Origin of the sequence: Frigoribacterium sp. CG_9.8 (assembly GCF_015751965.1) — a bacterium.
Lineage (GTDB): Bacteria > Actinomycetota > Actinomycetes > Actinomycetales > Microbacteriaceae > Lacisediminihabitans.
Genome location: NZ_JADOVH010000003.1, coordinates 1 through 18,218, shown reverse-complemented (window position 1 = coordinate 18,218; position 18,218 = coordinate 1). Strand labels below are relative to the sequence as shown.

At 62.8% G+C, this 18,218-nt stretch carries 19 protein-coding genes and 2 tRNA genes; 2 read left to right on the top strand and 19 right to left on the bottom strand.

The annotated features are described in order from the left end of the window. Positions 1-35: 35 nt before the first annotated feature. The 3 genes from IWX88_RS07825 to IWX88_RS07815 all read right to left on the bottom strand — a co-directional run bounded on the left by IWX88_RS07825 (position 36) and on the right by IWX88_RS07815 (position 1,695). Positions 36-455, bottom strand: coding sequence for a DUF1232 domain-containing protein (locus IWX88_RS07825; RefSeq protein ID WP_196829036.1), 420 nt, complete (start codon positions 453-455; stop codon positions 36-38). A 30-nt stretch (positions 456-485) separates the two neighbouring features. Continuing rightward, complete coding sequence (locus IWX88_RS07820; protein ID WP_196829641.1) at positions 486-1,055, bottom strand: cation transporter; 570 nt, start codon at positions 1,053-1,055, stop codon at positions 486-488. A 148-nt stretch (positions 1,056-1,203) separates the two neighbouring features. After that, a complete protein-coding gene (locus IWX88_RS07815) occupies positions 1,204-1,695 on the bottom strand; it encodes a DUF3145 domain-containing protein (RefSeq protein WP_196829559.1) in 492 nt (163 codons plus the stop codon). Between the two features lie 221 nt (positions 1,696-1,916). On the opposite strand from IWX88_RS07815, the gene IWX88_RS07810 reads away from it, so the two are divergent. Next, a complete protein-coding gene (locus IWX88_RS07810; RefSeq protein WP_196829034.1) occupies positions 1,917-2,474 on the top strand; it encodes a PadR family transcriptional regulator in 558 nt (185 codons plus the stop codon). A 1-nt stretch (position 2,475) separates the two neighbouring features. Here IWX88_RS07810 and IWX88_RS07805 read toward each other — a convergent pair whose 3' ends face one another. From IWX88_RS07805 to IWX88_RS07765, 9 genes are all read right to left on the bottom strand, one after another. Next, positions 2,476-4,185, bottom strand: coding sequence for a bifunctional 3'-5' exonuclease/DNA polymerase (locus IWX88_RS07805; RefSeq protein ID WP_370568252.1), 1,710 nt, complete (start codon positions 4,183-4,185; stop codon positions 2,476-2,478). A gap of 69 nt (positions 4,186-4,254) precedes the next feature. Continuing rightward, positions 4,255-4,686 (bottom strand): DUF779 domain-containing protein, encoded by a 432-nt coding sequence (locus IWX88_RS07800; RefSeq protein ID WP_196829032.1) that lies wholly within the window; start codon positions 4,684-4,686, stop codon positions 4,255-4,257. Between the two features lie 92 nt (positions 4,687-4,778). Next, the gene (locus IWX88_RS07795) at positions 4,779-6,302 is read right to left on the bottom strand and encodes an aldehyde dehydrogenase family protein (RefSeq protein WP_196829030.1); all 1,524 of its coding nucleotides are present in this window, start codon (positions 6,300-6,302) and stop codon (positions 4,779-4,781) included. A 48-nt stretch (positions 6,303-6,350) separates the two neighbouring features. Beyond that, positions 6,351-7,619: a GAF domain-containing protein gene (locus IWX88_RS07790; protein ID WP_370568251.1), complete on the bottom strand. Its 1,269-nt coding sequence runs from the start codon at positions 7,617-7,619 to the stop codon at positions 6,351-6,353. A 234-nt stretch (positions 7,620-7,853) separates the two neighbouring features. After that, complete coding sequence (locus tag IWX88_RS07785) at positions 7,854-8,699, bottom strand: DUF1684 domain-containing protein (protein WP_196829026.1); 846 nt, start codon at positions 8,697-8,699, stop codon at positions 7,854-7,856. A 346-nt stretch (positions 8,700-9,045) separates the two neighbouring features. Next, on the bottom strand, positions 9,046-9,249 hold the full coding sequence (locus IWX88_RS07780; protein WP_147784641.1) for a cold-shock protein: 204 nt from the start codon (positions 9,247-9,249) through the stop codon (positions 9,046-9,048). 349 nt (positions 9,250-9,598) lie between these two features. Further along, positions 9,599-9,675 (bottom strand) — tRNA-Ile (locus tag IWX88_RS07775). Between the two features lie 71 nt (positions 9,676-9,746). Beyond that, a complete protein-coding gene (locus tag IWX88_RS07770; protein WP_231369060.1) occupies positions 9,747-10,985 on the bottom strand; it encodes a glycosyltransferase in 1,239 nt (412 codons plus the stop codon). Between the two features lie 56 nt (positions 10,986-11,041). Beyond that, the gene (locus IWX88_RS07765; protein ID WP_196829024.1) at positions 11,042-11,983 is read right to left on the bottom strand and encodes a DMT family transporter; all 942 of its coding nucleotides are present in this window, start codon (positions 11,981-11,983) and stop codon (positions 11,042-11,044) included. A gap of 40 nt (positions 11,984-12,023) precedes the next feature. Between IWX88_RS07765 and def the strand changes: the two genes are divergently transcribed. Continuing rightward, complete coding sequence (gene def, locus IWX88_RS07760; protein ID WP_196829022.1) at positions 12,024-12,590, top strand: peptide deformylase; 567 nt, start codon at positions 12,024-12,026, stop codon at positions 12,588-12,590. A gap of 80 nt (positions 12,591-12,670) precedes the next feature. Here the strand turns inward: def and IWX88_RS07755 are convergent, their stop codons facing one another. From IWX88_RS07755 to IWX88_RS13860, 7 genes are all read right to left on the bottom strand, one after another. Continuing rightward, positions 12,671-12,976 carry an AzlD domain-containing protein gene (locus IWX88_RS07755; RefSeq protein WP_196829020.1) on the bottom strand — a complete coding sequence of 102 codons (306 nt, stop codon included), beginning with the start codon at positions 12,974-12,976 and terminating at the stop codon, positions 12,671-12,673. A gap of 67 nt (positions 12,977-13,043) precedes the next feature. Next, the gene (locus tag IWX88_RS07750; RefSeq protein WP_196829018.1) at positions 13,044-13,769 is read right to left on the bottom strand and encodes an AzlC family ABC transporter permease; all 726 of its coding nucleotides are present in this window, start codon (positions 13,767-13,769) and stop codon (positions 13,044-13,046) included. Between the two features lie 59 nt (positions 13,770-13,828). Then, entirely contained in the window at positions 13,829-14,749 is a 921-nt protein-coding gene (locus tag IWX88_RS07745; protein ID WP_196829016.1) for an ATP-binding protein, read from the bottom strand. Positions 14,750-14,834: 85 nt separating this feature from the next. After that, positions 14,835-15,500 (bottom strand): response regulator transcription factor, encoded by a 666-nt coding sequence (locus IWX88_RS07740; protein WP_196829014.1) that lies wholly within the window; start codon positions 15,498-15,500, stop codon positions 14,835-14,837. After that, positions 15,497-16,915 (bottom strand): sensor histidine kinase, encoded by a 1,419-nt coding sequence (locus IWX88_RS14230; protein ID WP_196829012.1) that lies wholly within the window; start codon positions 16,913-16,915, stop codon positions 15,497-15,499. Before IWX88_RS14230 ends, IWX88_RS07740 begins: the two co-directional genes overlap by 4 nt. A gap of 46 nt (positions 16,916-16,961) precedes the next feature. Next, positions 16,962-17,034: transfer RNA gene (locus tag IWX88_RS07730), tRNA-Asn, on the bottom strand. 135 nt (positions 17,035-17,169) lie between these two features. After that, entirely contained in the window at positions 17,170-17,709 is a 540-nt protein-coding gene (locus tag IWX88_RS13860; protein WP_370568250.1) for an NAD(P)-dependent oxidoreductase, read from the bottom strand. Between the last annotated feature and the right edge of the window lie 509 nt (positions 17,710-18,218).

Genomic DNA, 18,218 nt, shown 5'->3' with positions numbered 1-18,218 from the left:
GAGTTTCCACTGAATTTTCGATGGCCACTGCACGGTCAAGATCTGGGCAACCCTGCCAGGCGTAGGACTGCCGCGAGGCCGACCGCAGTTCCCGGCCAGTGTCGCTCGATTGCAGACGAGCCAGCCCGGCGCGTCGCAAACCGAAGAGCGATCACCACCACGAGGGCGTCATCGGCGTAACCAAGCACGGGGATAAAGTCCGGGATGAGATCGATCGGTGAGATGAGATAGACCAGCAGTACTCCGAGCCAGATTCGCACCCCGACCGGCACCGCAGGGTCAGAGGCGAGTCGTCTCAGCAGACGCGCAACATCCGGAACCAGCCGAAGTAGCTCCTTCAGGGATGTGGAACCCCGGTGCTTACGTTGCTCGATCCACAGTGCACAAACGAGCACCAGCCAGACAAGCACCAGCCCCGCAACCACGCCGAGCGCAACCTGCAACACGTGCAACACTCCAGCGACTCCCCGGTAATGACTCTTCGGTTATGACTGTTCGGTGCGGAAGATGTGGATTGCTTCACGGACGGCATAGAAAACGATTACCAATCCAGCCAGCGGATCTGCCCACCACCACCCTAAGACGAGATCGAGAGTGATGCCCACCAGCACGAAAAGCGCGAGTAGGCCATCGATGAAGGTAACGCGGCCCCCTGTAACCAACACCAGATTCCCGAGTGCCCGCCCGGTGCGTCCCTTCAGCGCGGCGAGGGTGAACATGACGAGCGCAGTCACGGCTGTCCAGGCGACACCGCCAACGCTGGGCGAAGCCTGGTGTCCGGTGACCAGGGCGAGAGTGGACTGCACAAGCAGATAGGCCGCCAATAGGACAAACGCGACACCGATCAGCCTCAGAGCGCGTCGTTGGCGGGCCGCCCCAGTTCCCGCCAGCTCCCACAGAACCACCGTCGAAGCACCGATTTCAACAAAACTGTCCAATCCGAATCCGGCCAGTGCGACCGATGACGACGTGACCGCAAGCACTGCTAGAACGACGACGCCCACCACATTCCAGCCCAATGTAAACCACTCGAGGCGCTTGCCTCGGCGAAGCAACTCCCCGACTCCCCGGTCTTCGACTCTCCGGCCTTCGACCCCCCGGCCTTCAACCCCCCGGCCTTCAACCCCCCGGCCTTCAACCCCCCGGTATCCAACCCCCCGGTATCCAACCCCCCGTCCCCATCCCCCGGTACACAAACGGCCCTCAACCGACTTTGTGCAGCCAGACCACCTGGTTCGTGTCGCTGGAGTGGCGGAATGCCTCGAGTTCGTCGTCCCAGGCCTGCCCGAGGGCGAGGCGCAACTCTCGGTGCAACTCGAACGCATCAGAGCCGGCGATCTCCATCGCGTAGCGCACCCGGTCTTCTGGGATCACCAGATTGCCCGCGGTGTCGGTCTGCGCGAAAAAGATACCGAGGTCGGGGGTATGCATCCACCGACCGCCATCGCTACCAGGAGAAGAATCCTCGGTTACCTCGAAGCGCAAGTGCTCCCAGCCCCGCAGTGCGGAAGCGATGGCGGCCCCGGTGCCCTGGACACCCTCCCAATAGAACTCGGTGCGCATTGAGCCTTTGAGAACCTGCTGTTCGTCCCACTGGAAGTTCACGGCGCGGCCCATCGCTCCCCCCGCGGCCCACTCGATGTGAGGGCACAGCGCGCGTGGTGAGGAGTGCACGATTAGCACACCCCGCGCCATTGCGACACTGGTATTAGTTGGTGCAGCCACGATAACTCCATTCCGTTGAGGTGCGACTTCCCCATCGACCTCGGAATGTTTCGTGCTGCGCTTTTCAATTAGACAGCAAGCTGTCTCGCCAATTATTGCCGAAGAGGGCGCTAAATAACAACTGTGTAATTGCCCAATCCCCGATCTAACATATACTCAGCATAGGTTTGATTGTCCAGGAGAGGGTGCCGATGTCAGTGCGGGACGGGCTTCTTGCTGTGCTCACCCTTGGCGAAGGCTACGGGCTTCAGCTCCATTCCGAGCTTGCGGCTCGCTCCCCGCATCGCCGTGCGGTGAACGTCGGCCAGATCTACAGCACTCTCGAACGCCTCTCTCGCACCGGACTGGTCGAACCCGCGGGAATGTCAGCCGACTCGCTCCCGCTCTACCGCCTCACCGACGCAGGTCAGCACGCCGCGGCCGCGTGGATGACCGAACCGTTACTGGACAGCCTGCCCGAATGGACCGAGATGCTCGACCAGGTACTTGTGACGAGCTCGATCGATCCGGCGGCAGCCACGGCAGTAGCCGAACGTTATCGCCGCTGGTGGGAATGCGATCTCGCCGCCACTCGCTCCACGACCGAACCGATGCTTGCGGATGCTCGACTCGCACTTGTCGCCAGGGAAGCACAGGCGGTTGCTGCGATCGTCTGGCTCGGATCCGCTATCGCAGCATTCTCCGACTACGACACATTTCGTGCGCTGTCTGGCGCCCGGCCGAAGCGCGGACGACGATCGAATTCCTGAGCTACTTAGCCTGTCCATAGTTATCTACGGTCGCGACGGTGAGGGGGAAGGTCGCTGGCGGGGCACCGAACAGAAGATACCCTGCTTCGTCCGCGGCTGTTCGAATCGCCGCTTCGACCGCACCCACCCGGTCAACCGGGGTGTGGACCACCACCTCGTCATGCATGAAAAAGACCAGATGTGGCGAATCTGTGATCCACGATCCGGCGGCTTGCTTCTGCAGGCCCAGGCGCAGGTCGGCCATCCAGCAGAGTGCCCACTCCGCAGCAGTGCCCTGCACGATGAAGTTGCGGGTGAATCGACCCCAACTTCGCGCCTGGCCACGGGCGCGGCTCACATCGGTCCCGGTGACATTTTCGCCATAGGCCTCCGCCTGGCTGGCACGCCACGCTGCGCCGGGCAGTGGTGAACTTCGCCCGAGCCGGGTGGTGACGACCTCACCGCGTTCGCCAGAACGGGCTGCTGCCTCGACCATACCGATCGCCCTCGGATATGCCCTCTCCAGCTGGGGCATCAGGCGGCCACCCTCGCCGGAAGTTGCCCCGTACATTGCGCCAAGCATCGCGACCTTGGCCTGTTCGCGGGTCTCCACTGCCCCGCTGGCGACGATACCGGCGTACAGGTCGCCAGCATTGCCCGCCTCCACCATGCCTCGATCACCCGACAGCGCGGCGAGGATGCGTGGTTCGAGCTGGGAGGCGTCGGCGACCACGAACTTCCAGCCCGGGTCAGCGACTACGGCTGGGCGGATCTGCCTGGGAAGCTGAAGTGCACCGCCCCCGCCCGTGCTGGCCCAACGTCCGGTTACGACCCCGCCTGGCACGTACTCGGGATGGAAGCGACCGTCTCGCACATTCGTGTCGAGCCAGTGCCATCCGTTCGCCGTCAGCAGGCGGGAGAGCTTCTTGTATTCAAGCAGCGGTTGGATGGCCGGATGCGTCAGTTTCTTCAGCTCCCAGGACCTAGTCGAGGTAACCATGAGCCCCACTGCACTCAGCGCCCTCAGCAGATCGGATGGCGAATCGGGATTGAGAGTGGGTGCATCGAGCTCTTCGCGCAGCCGCTGCAACGCGGCATTCAGACGAGACGGACGCTGCCCGGGCGACGGACGCGGGCCGAGCTGGCTCTCGAGGATTTCGTTGTGGATGTCTGGGCGCCATGGTAGTCCAGCGTGCATCATCTCTGCCGCGACGAGTGCGCCAGCCGACTCCGCCGCCAACAACAGCCCAATGCGTGCAGGCTCGGCGGCACCGGCGATCGCGGCCCGCTGCGAAGCAAACTCGGCGATGGTGTCCTCCGCAACATCATCCGCCGATGCGATGTCGAAATCGAAGAGGGTGGCTTGGACACGCGTGCCGATCTGTTCGGTCGCACCGCGGTCCCACGAGCATGCCGGAGCCGTGGCGAGCGATGAGCGTGCCGTTACGGCGGAGTTTCGAAGAATCGCGTGCGACAGACGCAGGTCCACGCACCGCTCGACACGCACTCGCGCCTCGAGCAGACTTGGATACCAGCGGGAGGTATCGTCCCAGACCCAGCGCGGATGCTGTCGTTCGAGCGCCTCAACTGCCGCAGCCAGCTCACCCCCGGGGATCACCTGTTCGGCACCATCGAGTGCTCCGGTGCCCGTGAGCCGCTGGAGGACTATCGCCGGTGAGTTGACTTGACCCGCAACGATCCCCTGCTGGCGCGAAAAAATAGCAACGTACACGGGCTAAGTCTGACGCCTACCACCGACCGCACTGTGCAGTCACCGGTCTGCAACTGCGTGCCGATGATGTCACGCGAAGGGCGTGGCGGTCTCCATCAGGCGCGAACGGATCATGAATCGCACGCCCTCGGGTGACTCGACCGAGAAGCCACTCCCCCGGCCCTTCACGACGTCCACAGTGAGAAATGTGTGACTCCAGTACTCGAACTGCTCCGCCGACATCCAGAAGTCGATCACCTGCGGGCCGCCACCCGCTGGAGCGATGTCGAGCCTGCCAAGCAGAACATCCTGGGCCGAGGTCAGAAAGTCGCCGGCCGGAAAGCACATCGGGCTCGAGCCGTCGCAGCATCCGCCGGACTGATGGATCATGAGCGGGCCGTACTGGACCCAGAGTTTGCGAAGCAGCTCCACGGTGACGGGCAGGAATTCGACCCGGGGAATGGTCTCGCCCGCAACAGTCACCGACGCGGTGACAATTCCATTGGTTTCGATGACAGACATCGGTGTCCTTTCATGTGACGCAATTATGGGCGGAAAAGACGGTGGTCGAGCCTGTCGAGAGTCCGACAGGCTCGACCACCGACGGTGCGGGTTTAGAAGAAACCGAGCTTGTCCTCGGAGTAGGACACGAGCAGGTTCTTCGTCTGCTGGTAGTGGTCGAGCGCCAGCCGGCTGTTCTCTCGGCCGATTCCGGAGCTCTTGTACCCACCGAACGCCGCTCCCGCGGGGTAGGCATGATAGTTGTTGATCCAGACACGGCCGGCTTGGATGTCACGCCCCGCCCGGTACGCAACGTTGCCGTTACGCGACCAGACTCCGGCCCCGAGGCCATACAGCGTGTCATTCGCGATCGCGATACCGTCGTCGTAGCCGTCGAAGCTGGTGACAGCGAGCACCGGCCCGAAGATCTCCTCCTGGAAGAGGCGCATCTTGTTATGGCCCTCGAAGATCGTCGGCTGCACGTAATAGCCATCGGTGAGGTCGCCACCGAGGTCCACGCGCTCACCACCGAGAAGGAGCTTCGCCCCCTCCTGCTTTCCGATGTCGATGTAGCTGAGGATCTTCTCCAGCTGGTCATTCGACGCCTGGGCGCCAACCATTGTGTCGGTATCCAGCGGATTGCCCTGCACTGCCAATGCCGTGCGCTTCACTGCGTCGCCGAGGAACTTGTCGTAGATCGGCTTTTCGATGAGTGCACGGCTCGGGGCGGTACACACCTCACCCTGGTTGAAGGCGAAGAGGGCAAAGCCCTCCTGACACTTGTCATAGAAGGCGTCATCGTGATCGGCAACATCCGAGAAGAACACGTTCGGGCTCTTGCCGCCGAGCTCGAGCGTCGCCGGAATGATGTTGGCACTGGCGTACTGCAGGATGAGTCGACCGGTCGTGGTCTCGCCGGTGAACGCGATCTTGCGGATGCGCGGGCTCGACGCCAACGGCTTTCCCGCCTCCACGCCGAATCCATTGACGATGTTGACGACTCCGGGTGGCAGGATGTCACCGATCAGCTCCATGAGAACGAGGATCGACACGGGGGTCTGTTCTGCGGGCTTCAGCACGACCGTGTTGCCGGCAGCAAGGGCCGGCGCGAGCTTCCACACGGCCATGAGGATGGGGAAGTTCCATGGAATGATCTGGCCGACCACGCCGAGTGGCTCGTGATAGTGGTAGGCGGTCATGTCGCCGTCCATCTCCGCGAAGCTTCCCTCCTGCGCCCGGATCGCCGCGGCGAAGTAGCGGAAGTGGTCAGCAGCGAGGGGGATGTCAGCGTTGAGCGTCTCGCGCACTGCCTTACCGTTGTCCCAGGTCTCGGCGAGAGCGAGCAACTCGATGTTCGCGTCGATCACATCAGCCATTTTGTTGAGCACCGCCGCTCGGGCAGTGGCGCTGGTCTTGCCCCACGCCGGTGCCGCCTTGTGCGCAGCATCGAGGGCGAGCTCGATGTCTTCGGCGGTTCCCCGGGCAACCTCGGCGAAGGGCTTGCCGTTCACCGGAGAAATATCTTCGAAATACTGGCCCTTGACCGGCTTAACCCACTCACCGCCGATCCAGTTCTCGTAGCGGGGCTTGAAGGTGATTTTCGCATCCGGGGTTCCCGGGGCCGCGTAAACGGTCATTGCTACTCCTGTCGACGACTCTGTCAATTAGCCCCAATGGGCTTTGGATCAGGGTAGGAGAGTGGAGGTTGCGACTTGTTGCACACCGAGCTCGGCCTCGATGTGCTCGAGGCGGGCCACGATCGCAGCGCGTTTCGGAGACTTGGGTGGCAACATCCGCAGGCACGCGCGCCACACCTGCGTGTCGTATGCCGCCTCGTCGGTGCGAGCATAAGCGAGCAGCGTCTCAACAGAAGCATCGGTGAGCAGGGCATCCCGCAGGCGTTCGCTCAGTTCCCGACGAATATCAACGATACCGGGCGCCGAGGATGTGGGCAGCAGCGCACCGGAATACGCACCGAGCGCCACCCGATGAGCGCCCCGATCGAGGAACGCCAACACCCGGTGCGCGTCGAGCCCGAGTCGTGCCGGCAGTCGATAGGGCCGGGAGAGCGGCACGAGCGAGGAATCAATGCGCTCGAGCACTTTGCGCAACCGCACCATCTCTGCGCGCAGGGTGACGATCGATCCCTCCCTCTCATAGACAAGGCCGGCGAGGCGGTCGACCGAGAGGCCCTCCGGGTGCCAGGCGAGCAGTGTGAGGATCTCGGAGTGCCGTGTGCTCAGTTCGATTTCCCGGCCGCCCACCGCGATCCGGCCGAGATCGCTGCCGAGAACTGAGAGCACGGGCGGCGCGACAGTCCGAGGAGCAGCCAGTGCCGGTGCGGAGCGATGCGGACGGGAGCCCTGTTCTTCTCGCCGTCGGATGCGCATCTCAGACTCGACGGCAGCAACGGCGGCCTCCAGCAGCGGAAGTGTGGCCGGGGCCACGGCATCCTCTCCCCCGGTGATATCGATCACGCCGAGAATGCGGCCGGACAGTGGGTCATGCACGGGAACCGCCGTGCAACTCCAGGGGTGCACAATACGGTTGAAGTGTTCGGCACCACGAATCTGGATGCCGTGGTTCAGCGCGAGGGCCGTTCCGGGAGCGCTCGTGCCCACCGCGCGTTCCGACCAGTCCGCCCCCTCGACGAAGAGCATGCCCTCCGCCTTGCGACGCAGTGCTCGATCCCCGTCAATCCACAGCAGGCGACCCGCTTCGTCTCCGATCGCAATGATCAGCCCGGCGTCGAAGGTGTGACGGATCAGCAGGCTGTGGATGGTCGGGAGCGCGAGCGCCATCGGATGCGCGCTGCGGTATTCGTTCAGGTCATCCTCGTCGAAATCCACAGTGGCACCGAGACGATCGGGATCCAGTTCGAGCAGAAGTGACCGCTGCCATGACTCCTGTACAAGCCTACGCACCCCGCTGACCGCGGTACGGGCGGCGATCACGGAGTCGTGCGCCGATGCGAGCCGCTGTCGCTCTGAACTATCGGTTGGGCACGCAACAGTCCACTTGCTAACCACGGCACCTCCGATCAACTTTGGTCGAGTGGCGCTATCCTAGTTGTCGTTGCTGACGTAATCCTGCCTTCTACCGGCAGAAATGCGAAGTCTCCCCCACGCATTCTGTCCAGCCGCTCCGCACCCGGTCCGCGTCGCCAATCGGGCCCAGTTCGGCCTGCACTACTCGTGCAGCAGAGAGCCGTCTTTCTTGAGCACTTGCTTCTCGCCAGCCTCGATTGGCACGCTGAATCGATTCTGCTTCGGCGGCATCGGGCAGTTGAACGCGTAGCTGAAAGCACACGGCGGGAGCACTGCCCGGTTGAAATCGAGGGTGATTGTGCCGTCCGCGTTGGGGGCAACGAAGAGAAAACGCCCCACGCTATAGGTGCTGTCACCGCTCGTGGAGTCCGCGAAGACGAGTTGCAGAGCCCGACCCGCTCTAAAAGCCGCCAGGTTGTAGTCGATCCCGTCCTTGGCGAACTTGATCTCCCCCGGCACGGGAAGTTCGCGGGTCTTGCCGTCGTCCTTGAGGTGCTCGAAACCCACTGTCGTGCCATCCGGCAGCTCCCTAAACGTGCCGGTGACCACCCACGCTGGGTCGTAGTCGAAGGCCGAGATGGATCCGAACTCCTGAATTGCCTCAGAGTTAGCATCCCAGACGCGGAGAGCGTAGGTGCCCTGTTCACTCGCGATCACAAAGCCGACGAGAGAATCGCTGAAGACGATTGCACTCGGTGTCTCCGCATCCTTGCCTCGAACAGTAGCCCCGCCGTGTACGAGCACACCATCAACGACGATGTTGTCTGAATCTTGAGCAGTGAGTTTCAGCCCGGATTCACCCTTCGGCAGCGGGGCCCAGGTGCCCGGAACGCCCCAGATCGTCTGGGACGAGTCGACCCACTGGGTGTTCACCAGCGCGAGACTCCCTGTCGGCTGCATGACGGAGACCTCACGCCGCCTGTGGTAGGTCAGGTAGGCCTCTTCCGCACTCGGGGAAGAAGTGGGCGAAGTCGTGGTGTCGGTCATAGTTCCATCCTTAGCTCGAGTCATTAGGGGCAACGATCGTAGATACTCGAGCATTCCCGCTCGCTATTCGCATCACGAGCCGGTAGCAGACTGATCTCTTCCCGCAGGTGTCCTCGTCTTCGCGCGGGTCCAAACGGCACACACCCGGACAGTCGTCGGCCAATTCCGGGAATGGAAAAACCGGCCCCGCACAAGTGCGGGACCGGTCGATTCGGAGTATCAGCTGCGATGGGCTCTGCCCACAGCATGTGCGAGTCCTTATCCGTGAGGAAGGACACCCACAGCGCCTATTCGACGCACGAAGCTGCATCCAGTTCGGCCACTACGGCCAACCAGCGGTTGCTAGTTACAGGGGGCGAATGTTCTCGGCCTGGGGTCCCTTGGGGCCCTGGGCGAGGTCAAATTCGACCTTCTGGTTCTCGTCAAGCGACTTGTAGCCGCTCGAGGCGATCGCCGAGTAGTGTGCGAATACGTCTGGGCTTCCGTCGTCCGGGGCGATGAATCCAAAGCCCTTTTCAGCGTTGAACCACTTCACTGTTCCTAGTGCCATTATTTTCTCCTTCAGGAGTCTTCGCGCGAACCCGACTTTCGGGCCCGCTCGTCGCGGTGTTCATCGTCCGCTCCCGAAAGAGACATGGCACTCATCGCTGCGGTTATTTCTAGCCGGAGCGGCAAGTTCCAAGCATTCAAGATGTGCGAGGTACTGCAACTGCATGACCAACTGTAGTGCACACAGTGCGTTTTGGGCACCTCCTTAACGAGAACGGAACACATTGGCCTCAAGTTGTTCACTCGGCTGGGGCGTTCGGCAGGCATGGGTGTGGCATTCGGCAGGCGTGGGTACCTGCTGCCGCACCCCGAGCCTCCCGGCCGATGAGCGCCAATCGCCAGATAAACATTGGTGGGGCGGATGGGACTTGAACCCATGACCGACGGATTATGAGTCCGCTGCTCTAACCAGCTGAGCTACCGCCCCGCAGCGCCAAGTACAGACGGTGCGTCACCACGATACAGGCTGGCGCCAGTACGGTCGTGAGGTGTGTCGAGCTAAATTACCTGCTCGTCGAGCGACGCATCCGTCACCGGATCGGTGACCTTCTCACCGCGGTAGAGCTGCTCAAAGATCGAGAGGGTGCGCTGGATGTCGTGGGCCCCGATGTAGCGCAGGCTCGCTTCCTTGAGTGCACGCAGCTCCGCATCGGGCAAACGCAGCACACGGCTGAGCTTGTCGGCCAGGTCCTTTGCGTTACCCGGTTCAAAAAGAAAGCCGTTCTCGTTATCGTGAACGAGATGTGGCAGGGCCATCGCGTTGGCAGCGACGACCGGGAGGCCAGACGCCATCGCCTCCATTGTTGCGATGCTTTGCAGCTCCGCGATTGACGGCATCGCAAAAACGGTGGAGCGGGTGAGAGCGGCGCGAAGCTGCGCATCCGCCACATAGCCGGTGAAGGTGACTCGCGTGTCAATTCCAAGCTCGCGTGTGAGCTGCTTGAGCTGGTTCATCTGGTCACCACCGCCCACGATCTCGAGCTGGACGTCGAGGGCTGGATCGATCAACGCGATCGCCTTCATGAGCACCTCGAGGTGCTTCTCACCGGAGACGCGACCGACGAAGATTACGCGGTTGTGGCTCCGCGGCTCGAAATTGGGCGTGTACAGAGCCGCATCGATTCCACAGGAAATCGCGTGTACGTGCTCGAGGTGCGTCTCGGTCTCGAGAAAGTCGGCCGCCTTGCGGCTGGGCGACGTCACCGCCTCGCAAAAGGCGAAAGTGGAGGCGGCATCCTTCCACGCGGCGCGGATGGCCCACTTGCGCGCAAAATGCGGTAGGCGCGTGTGTTCGATGATGTTTTCGGGCATGAAATGGTTGGTGCCGATCACGCGGATACCCCGCTTCGCGGCCTGCCTGGCGAGACCGCGCCCCACGACGATGTGCGACTGGATGTGCACGACATCCGGCTTGACCTCATCGAGGATGCGTGCGGCATGCGCCTGGCTGCGCCAAGGCAGCACGAACCGAAGCCAGTCGTGCGGATACCAGCGCCAGGAGTAGACGCGGTGCACGATGAATTGCGCACCGTCGTGTTTCTCGACGAAGGCGCCGTGTTTGGAGCTAAAGGCCGGAGCCTCCACCTGCACGGCATGACCGCGCTCGGTCAGCCCAGCGGCGAGCCGAGAGCCGAAGTTTGCGGCGCCGTTGACGTTGGGAGGAAAGGTGTCGGCGCCGATCAGGATACGAAGGGGTGCCCTCGTATCCTGTCGGGAGTTGTGCGGGGTGTCGGACAAAGTCTTCACGCATCCCTTGCAGTTGAAACCATCGGACACAGCCTAGCGTCGGACAGTCACAGCCTGGCGACGGCGCCGGGCTCCCGCTTAGACAGCTGCACGACGCCGTACACCGAGAGGGCTCCGGCCACGACGAAGGCGAGGATGGCGTACCACGGGGCTCCAGATGCTTCTTGGAGCACGATGATTCCGATCGAGACCGCGACGAGCGGGTCGATCACCGTGAGGCCAGCGATCACCAGATCGGGTGGCCCAGACGAGTAGGCGGTCTGCACAAAGTATCCACCGAGGATCGTCGCGGCGAGGAGCGCGACCACACACGCAATGGTCAGCCATTCGAATCCTTGGGCGCCATCGATGATGATCGTGTGCACACGGTCGATGACGACTTTGGCGAGAGTGGCGACAAAGCCGTAGAGCACACCGGCGGCGACGATGTAAATGAGCGCGCCGATTTTTTTACGCAGGAAGGCGAACAGCACTGCGAACGCGATCGTCACGACCCCGAGGATAATCAGCACAGTCACCAGTTCACCCGGGGAGATTCCCTTTGATTGGGCGAAAATCGTGGCAAAGGTAACGAATAGCGCCACCCCTCCGACGCAGAAGATGATGGGCCGGATGGCATCCTGCCTCAGCCTGACACCGGACACCCGGGAGTTCACGATGGCGGTGATGATCAGGGCGATCGCACCGAGCGGCTGAACCACGATCAGGGGGGCAAAAATCAACGCGGTCAGCTGGAATACGATCGCGAGACCGAGCATGAGCGTGCCGATCACCCACGACGGTCGGCGAAGAAGCAAAAGCAACTGGCCAAAATTAAGTCCGCCGATTGAGGGTTCCTCGGTGAGGTGATCGACTTTGTTGACACCGCGATGTTGAAATTGAGCGCCCAGCGCGAGAAAAACCGCGCCAATGAGAGCGATCGGGATACCCAAGGCCTGATTAGGGGTGAGGGAGATCTGGTCCGTAATGGCACTGAGGTCTGGCGTCACGGCATGACCCTACTCGCTAGCGCTCCGATATTCTTGGCGAATGGCCGTTCTCCCGATTCAAATCATGGGCAATCCCGTGCTCCACGCCCGCGCATCCGATGTCACTGATTTTGGGGAGGACCTCACCACGCTGGTTGCCAATATGTTCGAGACGATGGAAGCAGCACCGGGTGTCGGACTCGCAGCCCCGCAGGTGAATGTGCCCCTCCGCCTCTTTGTTTTCAATTGGACGGATGACGACGACACGCTCTGGCGCGGCGTCGCAATTAACCCCACCGTGTGGGTGAGCCCGATGCCGATTGGACCGGCTGACGACGAAGCGGAGTCCGAAGGCTGTCTCTCCGTGCCGGGAGAACGCTTCGCCCTCCGGCGGTCTGAGAGCGTTATGTTATCAGCGGTCGATCTCGACCAGAAGTCATTCGAGATTAGGGCAGAGGGATGGCTCGCCCGCATCTTCCAGCACGAATACGATCACCTCGACGGCGTGCTCTACGTGGACCGTCTGGAACACGCGGTGGGCAAGTCGGCAGCCAAAACACTGAAGAAAAATGGCTGGGGCGAGCCCGGGTTGAGCTGGATGCCCGGGGTTGACGACCTGGAAGGCTAGCTGAGTGACCTCCTGAAGACGGGTTCGCTGCTCTAAAGCAGCGCTCTTCTGAAGCAGCGCTCTTCTGAAGCAGCGCCCCTCTAAAGCAGCGCCCGGATGAGGGCGGCCGATGCTGCAGCGGCGATCACGACGACGATGAATGGCGCCCGCACAGCAAGGAGGACGGCCGCCACGGCAAGCGCGGGGAGGCGCGCGTCAACGACGATGCGTGCGCCAGATCCGAGGGTCTGTACCGCGATCAGGGCGGCGAGCAGTGCAACGGTGAGCAGGTTGGCGATTCTCGCCGGAGCAGGCTTCTCCAGGAAGGAAGCCGGCACCAGATAGCCTGCAATTTTCAGGGAGAGGCATGCGAGTGACGCAATAATCACGATTAACCAGAGCGTCATAACCGCACCCCCATCAGGGAGCGGGTGCCGGTCAGGCCGCCGGTGTCAGTCAGCGCGCGGGTGCCGGTCATGTGGGGATACCAGGGGGCTCGGGCTGCGGACCCCGGCCACCGAACCAGTTGAATGCACCGACGACTACCGCGACGACGCCCGCGACGAGCACGGGCAATCCGGGGATCAGCAGCGGCGTGGTCACCGCGGCAATAACAGCGGCTGCGGTGGCAACGGCCACGGTCTGCAGTTGGCGCAGCCGCGGCCAGAGCAGGCCGAGAAATGCAGCGGCAGCGGCAGCATCCAGTCCGTAGACGCGCACATCCCCGAGAGCATTTCCTATGAGCCCACCGATGAGCGAGGTGAGGTTCCACCCGACGAACACCGAGAGACCGGTGACCCAGAAGCCGACGCGCTGAGTACGAAGAGTGAGCTGCGTCGTGGCAACGGCCGAGGACTCGTCAATCGTTATCCAGGCCGCCGCGAATCGGCGCCAACGACCTGCGCCGACAATCGGAGCGACGCGAATTCCGTAGACGCCATTGCGGATGCCAAGAATTGCGGCACTCGCGATAGCGGCGGGGCCCGCCGCTACTCCCCCGGTTGCGATGACTCCCACGAGGGCGAACTGTGAGCCACCGGTGAACATGAGCAAGCTCATCACGCAGGTTTGCCAGATATCGAGCCCGGCTGCCACCGCAAGAGCACCGTAAGAAATACCGTAGGCAGCCGCGGCGAGACCGACCGCGATCCCCTGGCGGGCGACGGCACGGTCGTCGACGGACCAGGGAGTGCGCCTCATCGTGCACCACTCATCGTGCACCGCTCATCGTGCGTGGAACGTCGTGTGAGCGACTTAGCTCAGTCCCGGCCATCGCGCAGGTTCACTCCGTGCACACCATTGTCGTAACGAATAGCCGGAAATACCGCCGACACAGTGAATCCAACACCGGGCAGCATACTTGCATTGAGGATGCCTCGGTACAGTGCAGCTCGTTCCCGCATCTCGCTCATTCCGGGACCGACGACGACCTCCGTTAGCGCATCCAGATCATCTTGGAACGTATAGGTGCGGCTTTGCGCGAGCTTGTCCGGATCGAGGCCCTCACGGCGGGCTGCTGCTCGAACGCCGTCGTCGTCGATCACCACCTGCAGGCCCTCCTCGGTCCACGTGGAGCTGATGCGCACCTGAGTGCCGACACCGCCGTATTTCAACGCGTTACCAAGAGATTCTTGCACAATGCGGAAAACCGCCAACTGAGGACCCTCGGCGAGGACGAATGGCTCCCCGTTTTCCACGAGGGTGATCTCCAGCCCAGCATCCCGCATCACCTGCAGAAGCTCGCGAGCTATATCTGACCGCGGCTCGAGAATAGCGTCATCCGCGCGTGAGCCCACCACTGTCATCACTCGGCGGAGGTCAGCGAGGGTGGACCGTGCCGCCTCAGCGATAGTGGCGGACGCGCGCACGGCGGCCCCGGCATCCGCTGTCGCAGCGTACTGGGCGCCATCTGCCTGGCTCACGATCGTGGAAACGGAGTACACCGCGACCTCGTGGAGCTCGCGCACGATGCGCAGCTTGCCGAGTTGTTCCTGCAGGGAGGCCTCGAGGTCGAGGTTGTCCCGTTCAGCATCCACCCGCGCGAAGTATTGGAGGCGGCGCTCACGGGCGGCCCGGATCCAGAGCACGAGGAACAGCAGCATGAGCACGAGAAAGACCGCGGATACCGCAGTCAACACAATCACCACCAGCATCGAGTGCTGTTGCAGCCAGGCGTTCACTTGGTTCTCCCTCGGGCTGACAACGGCGTGCTGTCTGTTTGAGGTTAGCGCGAACGGGGATCGATGCGCTGCCGGGTAGGGCGAATTAGCCCTGGTAGCCCGCCCGCACGAGCCCGGTCTCGTAGGCAACGACAACGAGTTGCACCCGATCCCGCGCCAGCAGTTTGGACATGATGCGCGACACGTGTGTCTTGGCCGTAAGCGGGCTGAGAAAGAGCCGCCGACCGATCTCGTCATTCGTGAGGCCATGCCCGACCAGGCCGAGCACCTCCCGTTCGCGTTCGGTCAGCACAGCGAGTTGAGAGGCATCCGGTGCCTCTTTGAGTGTTCCGGCGACCCGCTCGAGCAGCCTCTTGGTGATGGTGGGTGAGAGGAGGGCATCACCGCCCGCCACCACCCGCACGGCACGGATCAGTTCCTCGGGCTCAGTGTCCTTGACCAAAAACCCGCTCGCTCCCGCGCGGATCGCCTGGGCGACATACTCGTCGAGCTCGAAGGTCGTCACGATTACAATGTGAGCGTTCGCGAGAGCAGGATTAGCCACGATTTGCTCGGTGGCCCAGAGGCCGTCTCCATCGGGCATGCGGATGTCCATGAGCACGACATCGGGTTTCTCCCGCGTGACGAGCGCGACAGCCGCAGTGCCGGTGCCTGCCTCGCCCACGACCTCGAGATCCGGCTCCGCTTCAAGGAGCGACCGGAAGCCGCCACGGATCAGCTGCTGGTCGTCCGCAATGGCGACGCGGATCACAGGGTGCCCTTCGGCAGCGTGGCAACTTCAGAGACAGAAGAATGAGATGCGGAAAACTGAGCTTCCAAATGAGATGCGGCAGTAGCCTGCGGAATGCGGGCGGTCACGCGAAACCCATCCTTTTCGAGCGGCCCCGCACTGAGGCTGCCTCCGAGCAATTCGGCCCGCTCGTGCATGCCGAGAAGGCCACGACCTCCGGTGTCCTGGCGCTGCGCGCTACCGGTGCCATTGTCGGTGATCTCGAGCAGGTAGCTGCCCCGGTCCTCGCGGGCGATGACCGTAACCGCGGTGGCCGTCGCGTGTCGCAGCACATTCGTCAGCGACTCCTGTGCGATTCGATAGAGCGCGAGTTGTACTGCAGCACTCGGTGCATTCGTGATCGAATTGCGCACATCGACCGCAAGCCCCTCAGCGGCAATCGACGCCGCCAGCCCGGCGAGTCGGGAGAGGTCAGGTTCCGGCACGAGCGGGGCACTCGGGTCTGCACCCCCCTCGGCACGCAGAATTCCCAGCACAGAACGCACCTCGTCCAGTGCAGTTTTGCTCGATTCCTTAATGCTCGCCAGGGCCGCCTTCGCCTTCTCCGGCTGCCTGTCCATGAGGTGCAGACCCACACCGGCCTGCACATTGATCTGGCTGAGTGAGTGGGCGAGCACGTCATGCAGTTCGCGGGCGATTCGTACGCGCTCCGCCTGCACCTCGGATTGCTTGCGTTCGGCGAAGCGGCGCGAGATTTCGGCATACTGCTCCCGTCGGGTACGCATCCCCTCCCCAACGCCGAGCACGATGAGGATGCCGAGCGTCACTGCCGCAATTCGCGGCGGTGATACGTCGATTCCCACCACCATCGAGATCACGAGTGTCAAAACCCACGCGGCTCCCACCGAGATCCAGGCCCAGATCCGGACACCCCGCATCACGGCAGAAACGATGGCGAAGGCGAGAGCTAGATACGGCGGATGGTCGGAGTTGTTGAAGAGCAGCAGGTCGGCACCGCCGGCAGCGGCGGTTATCGCGACCACTGGGCCCGGGAACCGTCGGGCGGCCAGCAAAACGAGCGGACCGAGCAACGCGAGGGCGATGCTTATCGTGAGCGCCCGCGGGTCGCTCCAGACCACGGTTTTCACGCCGCCGGTGCCCGGTCGAAAACGAAAAAACACAGCTGGAACCTGCACGAGCAGCGAGAGCACAACCGGCAGGATCACCCGCATTCGTCGCGCGGCGGCAGAGTTTTCACGCTGGGCGTACCCAGCTTCGAATGCCTGCCACGGCTCGTGCCAGTGTTGGCTGTGCCGTTCGGCCCAGCGCACGCTGGTGAGGCGACCGGGAAGGGGCATAATTCGATCGTACTTGCGGCGCTCACCCTGGGCATGCACTCGCCGAAGGTTGACGACTACTCCCGAGGGAGTAGCCATCAGACGACGAAAGCCGCAGGGGGTGGAGCCCCGTGCGGCTATCGAGCTCCCCGACTTGGACTCGAACCAAGAACCGCCGCATTAACAGTGCGATGCTCTGCCAATTGAGCTATCGAGGATTGGTACATTTGCGTCATCACTTTACCAAAGGAACGCGCTGCACCAAATCGTGCGGTGCACTTCTTCGGTCAGCTCCTGCGTGGTGCTGAATCAGCCTTCCTACAGTAGCGGCAGCGGGAACGCCGACGAGACAGTCAGTACCCTGGTCCGGGATCAACCACACCGACGAAATGACCATCGCCGACAAAGGCCGCGACATTTTGCCTGATGCGTTCGGCAAGCAACGGCCCGGTCATCGCGGGAGTGTCCGCGCTGTGTGGAGTGATCAGGATGTTCGGGGCTGTCCAGAGCGCATGACCGTCGGGAAGCGGCTCCGGGTCCGTGACATCGAGGCCTGCACCCGCGATCTCACCCGTGTGCAAGGCATTGACCAGGGCACCCGTGTCGACGAGAGCACCACGCGCGATGTTGACAAGCACAGCGCTGTTCTTCATCGCCGCGAATTCGGCCGGCCCGAAAAGCTGATGAGTCGCAACCGTCGCTGCCGCGGCAATGACCACCACATCAGCATCCGGTAGCACTTCCCGCAGGCGATCAGCGGTGACGCTCCGTTCGGCTCCAGCCACACCCCGTGGGCTGCGGCGCACAATCGTGATCCGAACTCCAAAGGGCTCGAGGAGGCGGAGCAGCTCGATCGCGACGCCACCGGCGCCAACGATCAGCAGCGCGAGCACCAGAGTGAGAGCGTGCTCCGCGACGGGTTGCGCATAGGGCGCCCTTCGCGCTGGTCCAGAGCGGCAACGGGCGCTCGGAGTACGACACGAGGAGTTGCTCAAACACATCGACTCCCGCGAATGGCAGCTGCACCCACTCGATCAATGGATGATGCTCAAGCGTGGCCCTGAGCAAATCGGAGCCGCCGTAGGGCAACCAGATGAGCCCCCGAGTCTGCGGGCCGAGCGGGACCAGCTCACCTCCGGCGGAGCGAACCGCATCGATGAAGCGCTGGTCGACATTGGCACCGCCATGTGTTCCCGCGATGCCGTGCTCGGCCGACACTATGGTGATGGGACCCGAATGTGGGCGGGGAATGACCACGCCGGTTCGCGCGGTCACGCGAAGTGACACCCCCTGATCAATTTCTTGCCTAGGTGTTCTTCCCACGGAGGTTGTGTGCGTGGCGTGAGTTGAAAAGGTGAGGACCTCCGGTATCGATATGGGTTACGACACTCATTCGATCAAA

Coding starts and splice junctions, on each gene's coding strand:
- IWX88_RS07800 (WP_196829032.1), bottom strand. CDS start 4,686: ATGTCTGTCATCGAAACCAATGGAATTGTCACCGCGTCGGTGACTGTT.
- IWX88_RS14230 (WP_196829012.1), bottom strand. CDS start 16,915: ATGGCTACTCCCTCGGGAGTAGTCGTCAACCTTCGGCGAGTGCATGCC.
- IWX88_RS07755 (WP_196829020.1), bottom strand. CDS start 12,976: ATGACGCTCTGGTTAATCGTGATTATTGCGTCACTCGCATGCCTCTCC.
- IWX88_RS07750 (WP_196829018.1), bottom strand. CDS start 13,769: ATGAGGCGCACTCCCTGGTCCGTCGACGACCGTGCCGTCGCCCGCCAG.
- IWX88_RS07780 (WP_147784641.1), bottom strand. CDS start 9,249: ATGGCACTAGGAACAGTGAAGTGGTTCAACGCTGAAAAGGGCTTTGGA.
- IWX88_RS07795 (WP_196829030.1), bottom strand. CDS start 6,302: ATGACCGTTTACGCGGCCCCGGGAACCCCGGATGCGAAAATCACCTTC.
- def (WP_196829022.1), top strand. CDS start 12,024: ATGGCCGTTCTCCCGATTCAAATCATGGGCAATCCCGTGCTCCACGCC.
- IWX88_RS07785 (WP_196829026.1), bottom strand. CDS start 8,699: ATGACCGACACCACGACTTCGCCCACTTCTTCCCCGAGTGCGGAAGAG.
- IWX88_RS07815 (WP_196829559.1), bottom strand. CDS start 1,695: ATGGCGCGGGGTGTGCTAATCGTGCACTCCTCACCACGCGCGCTGTGC.
- IWX88_RS07810 (WP_196829034.1), top strand. CDS start 1,917: ATGTCAGTGCGGGACGGGCTTCTTGCTGTGCTCACCCTTGGCGAAGGC.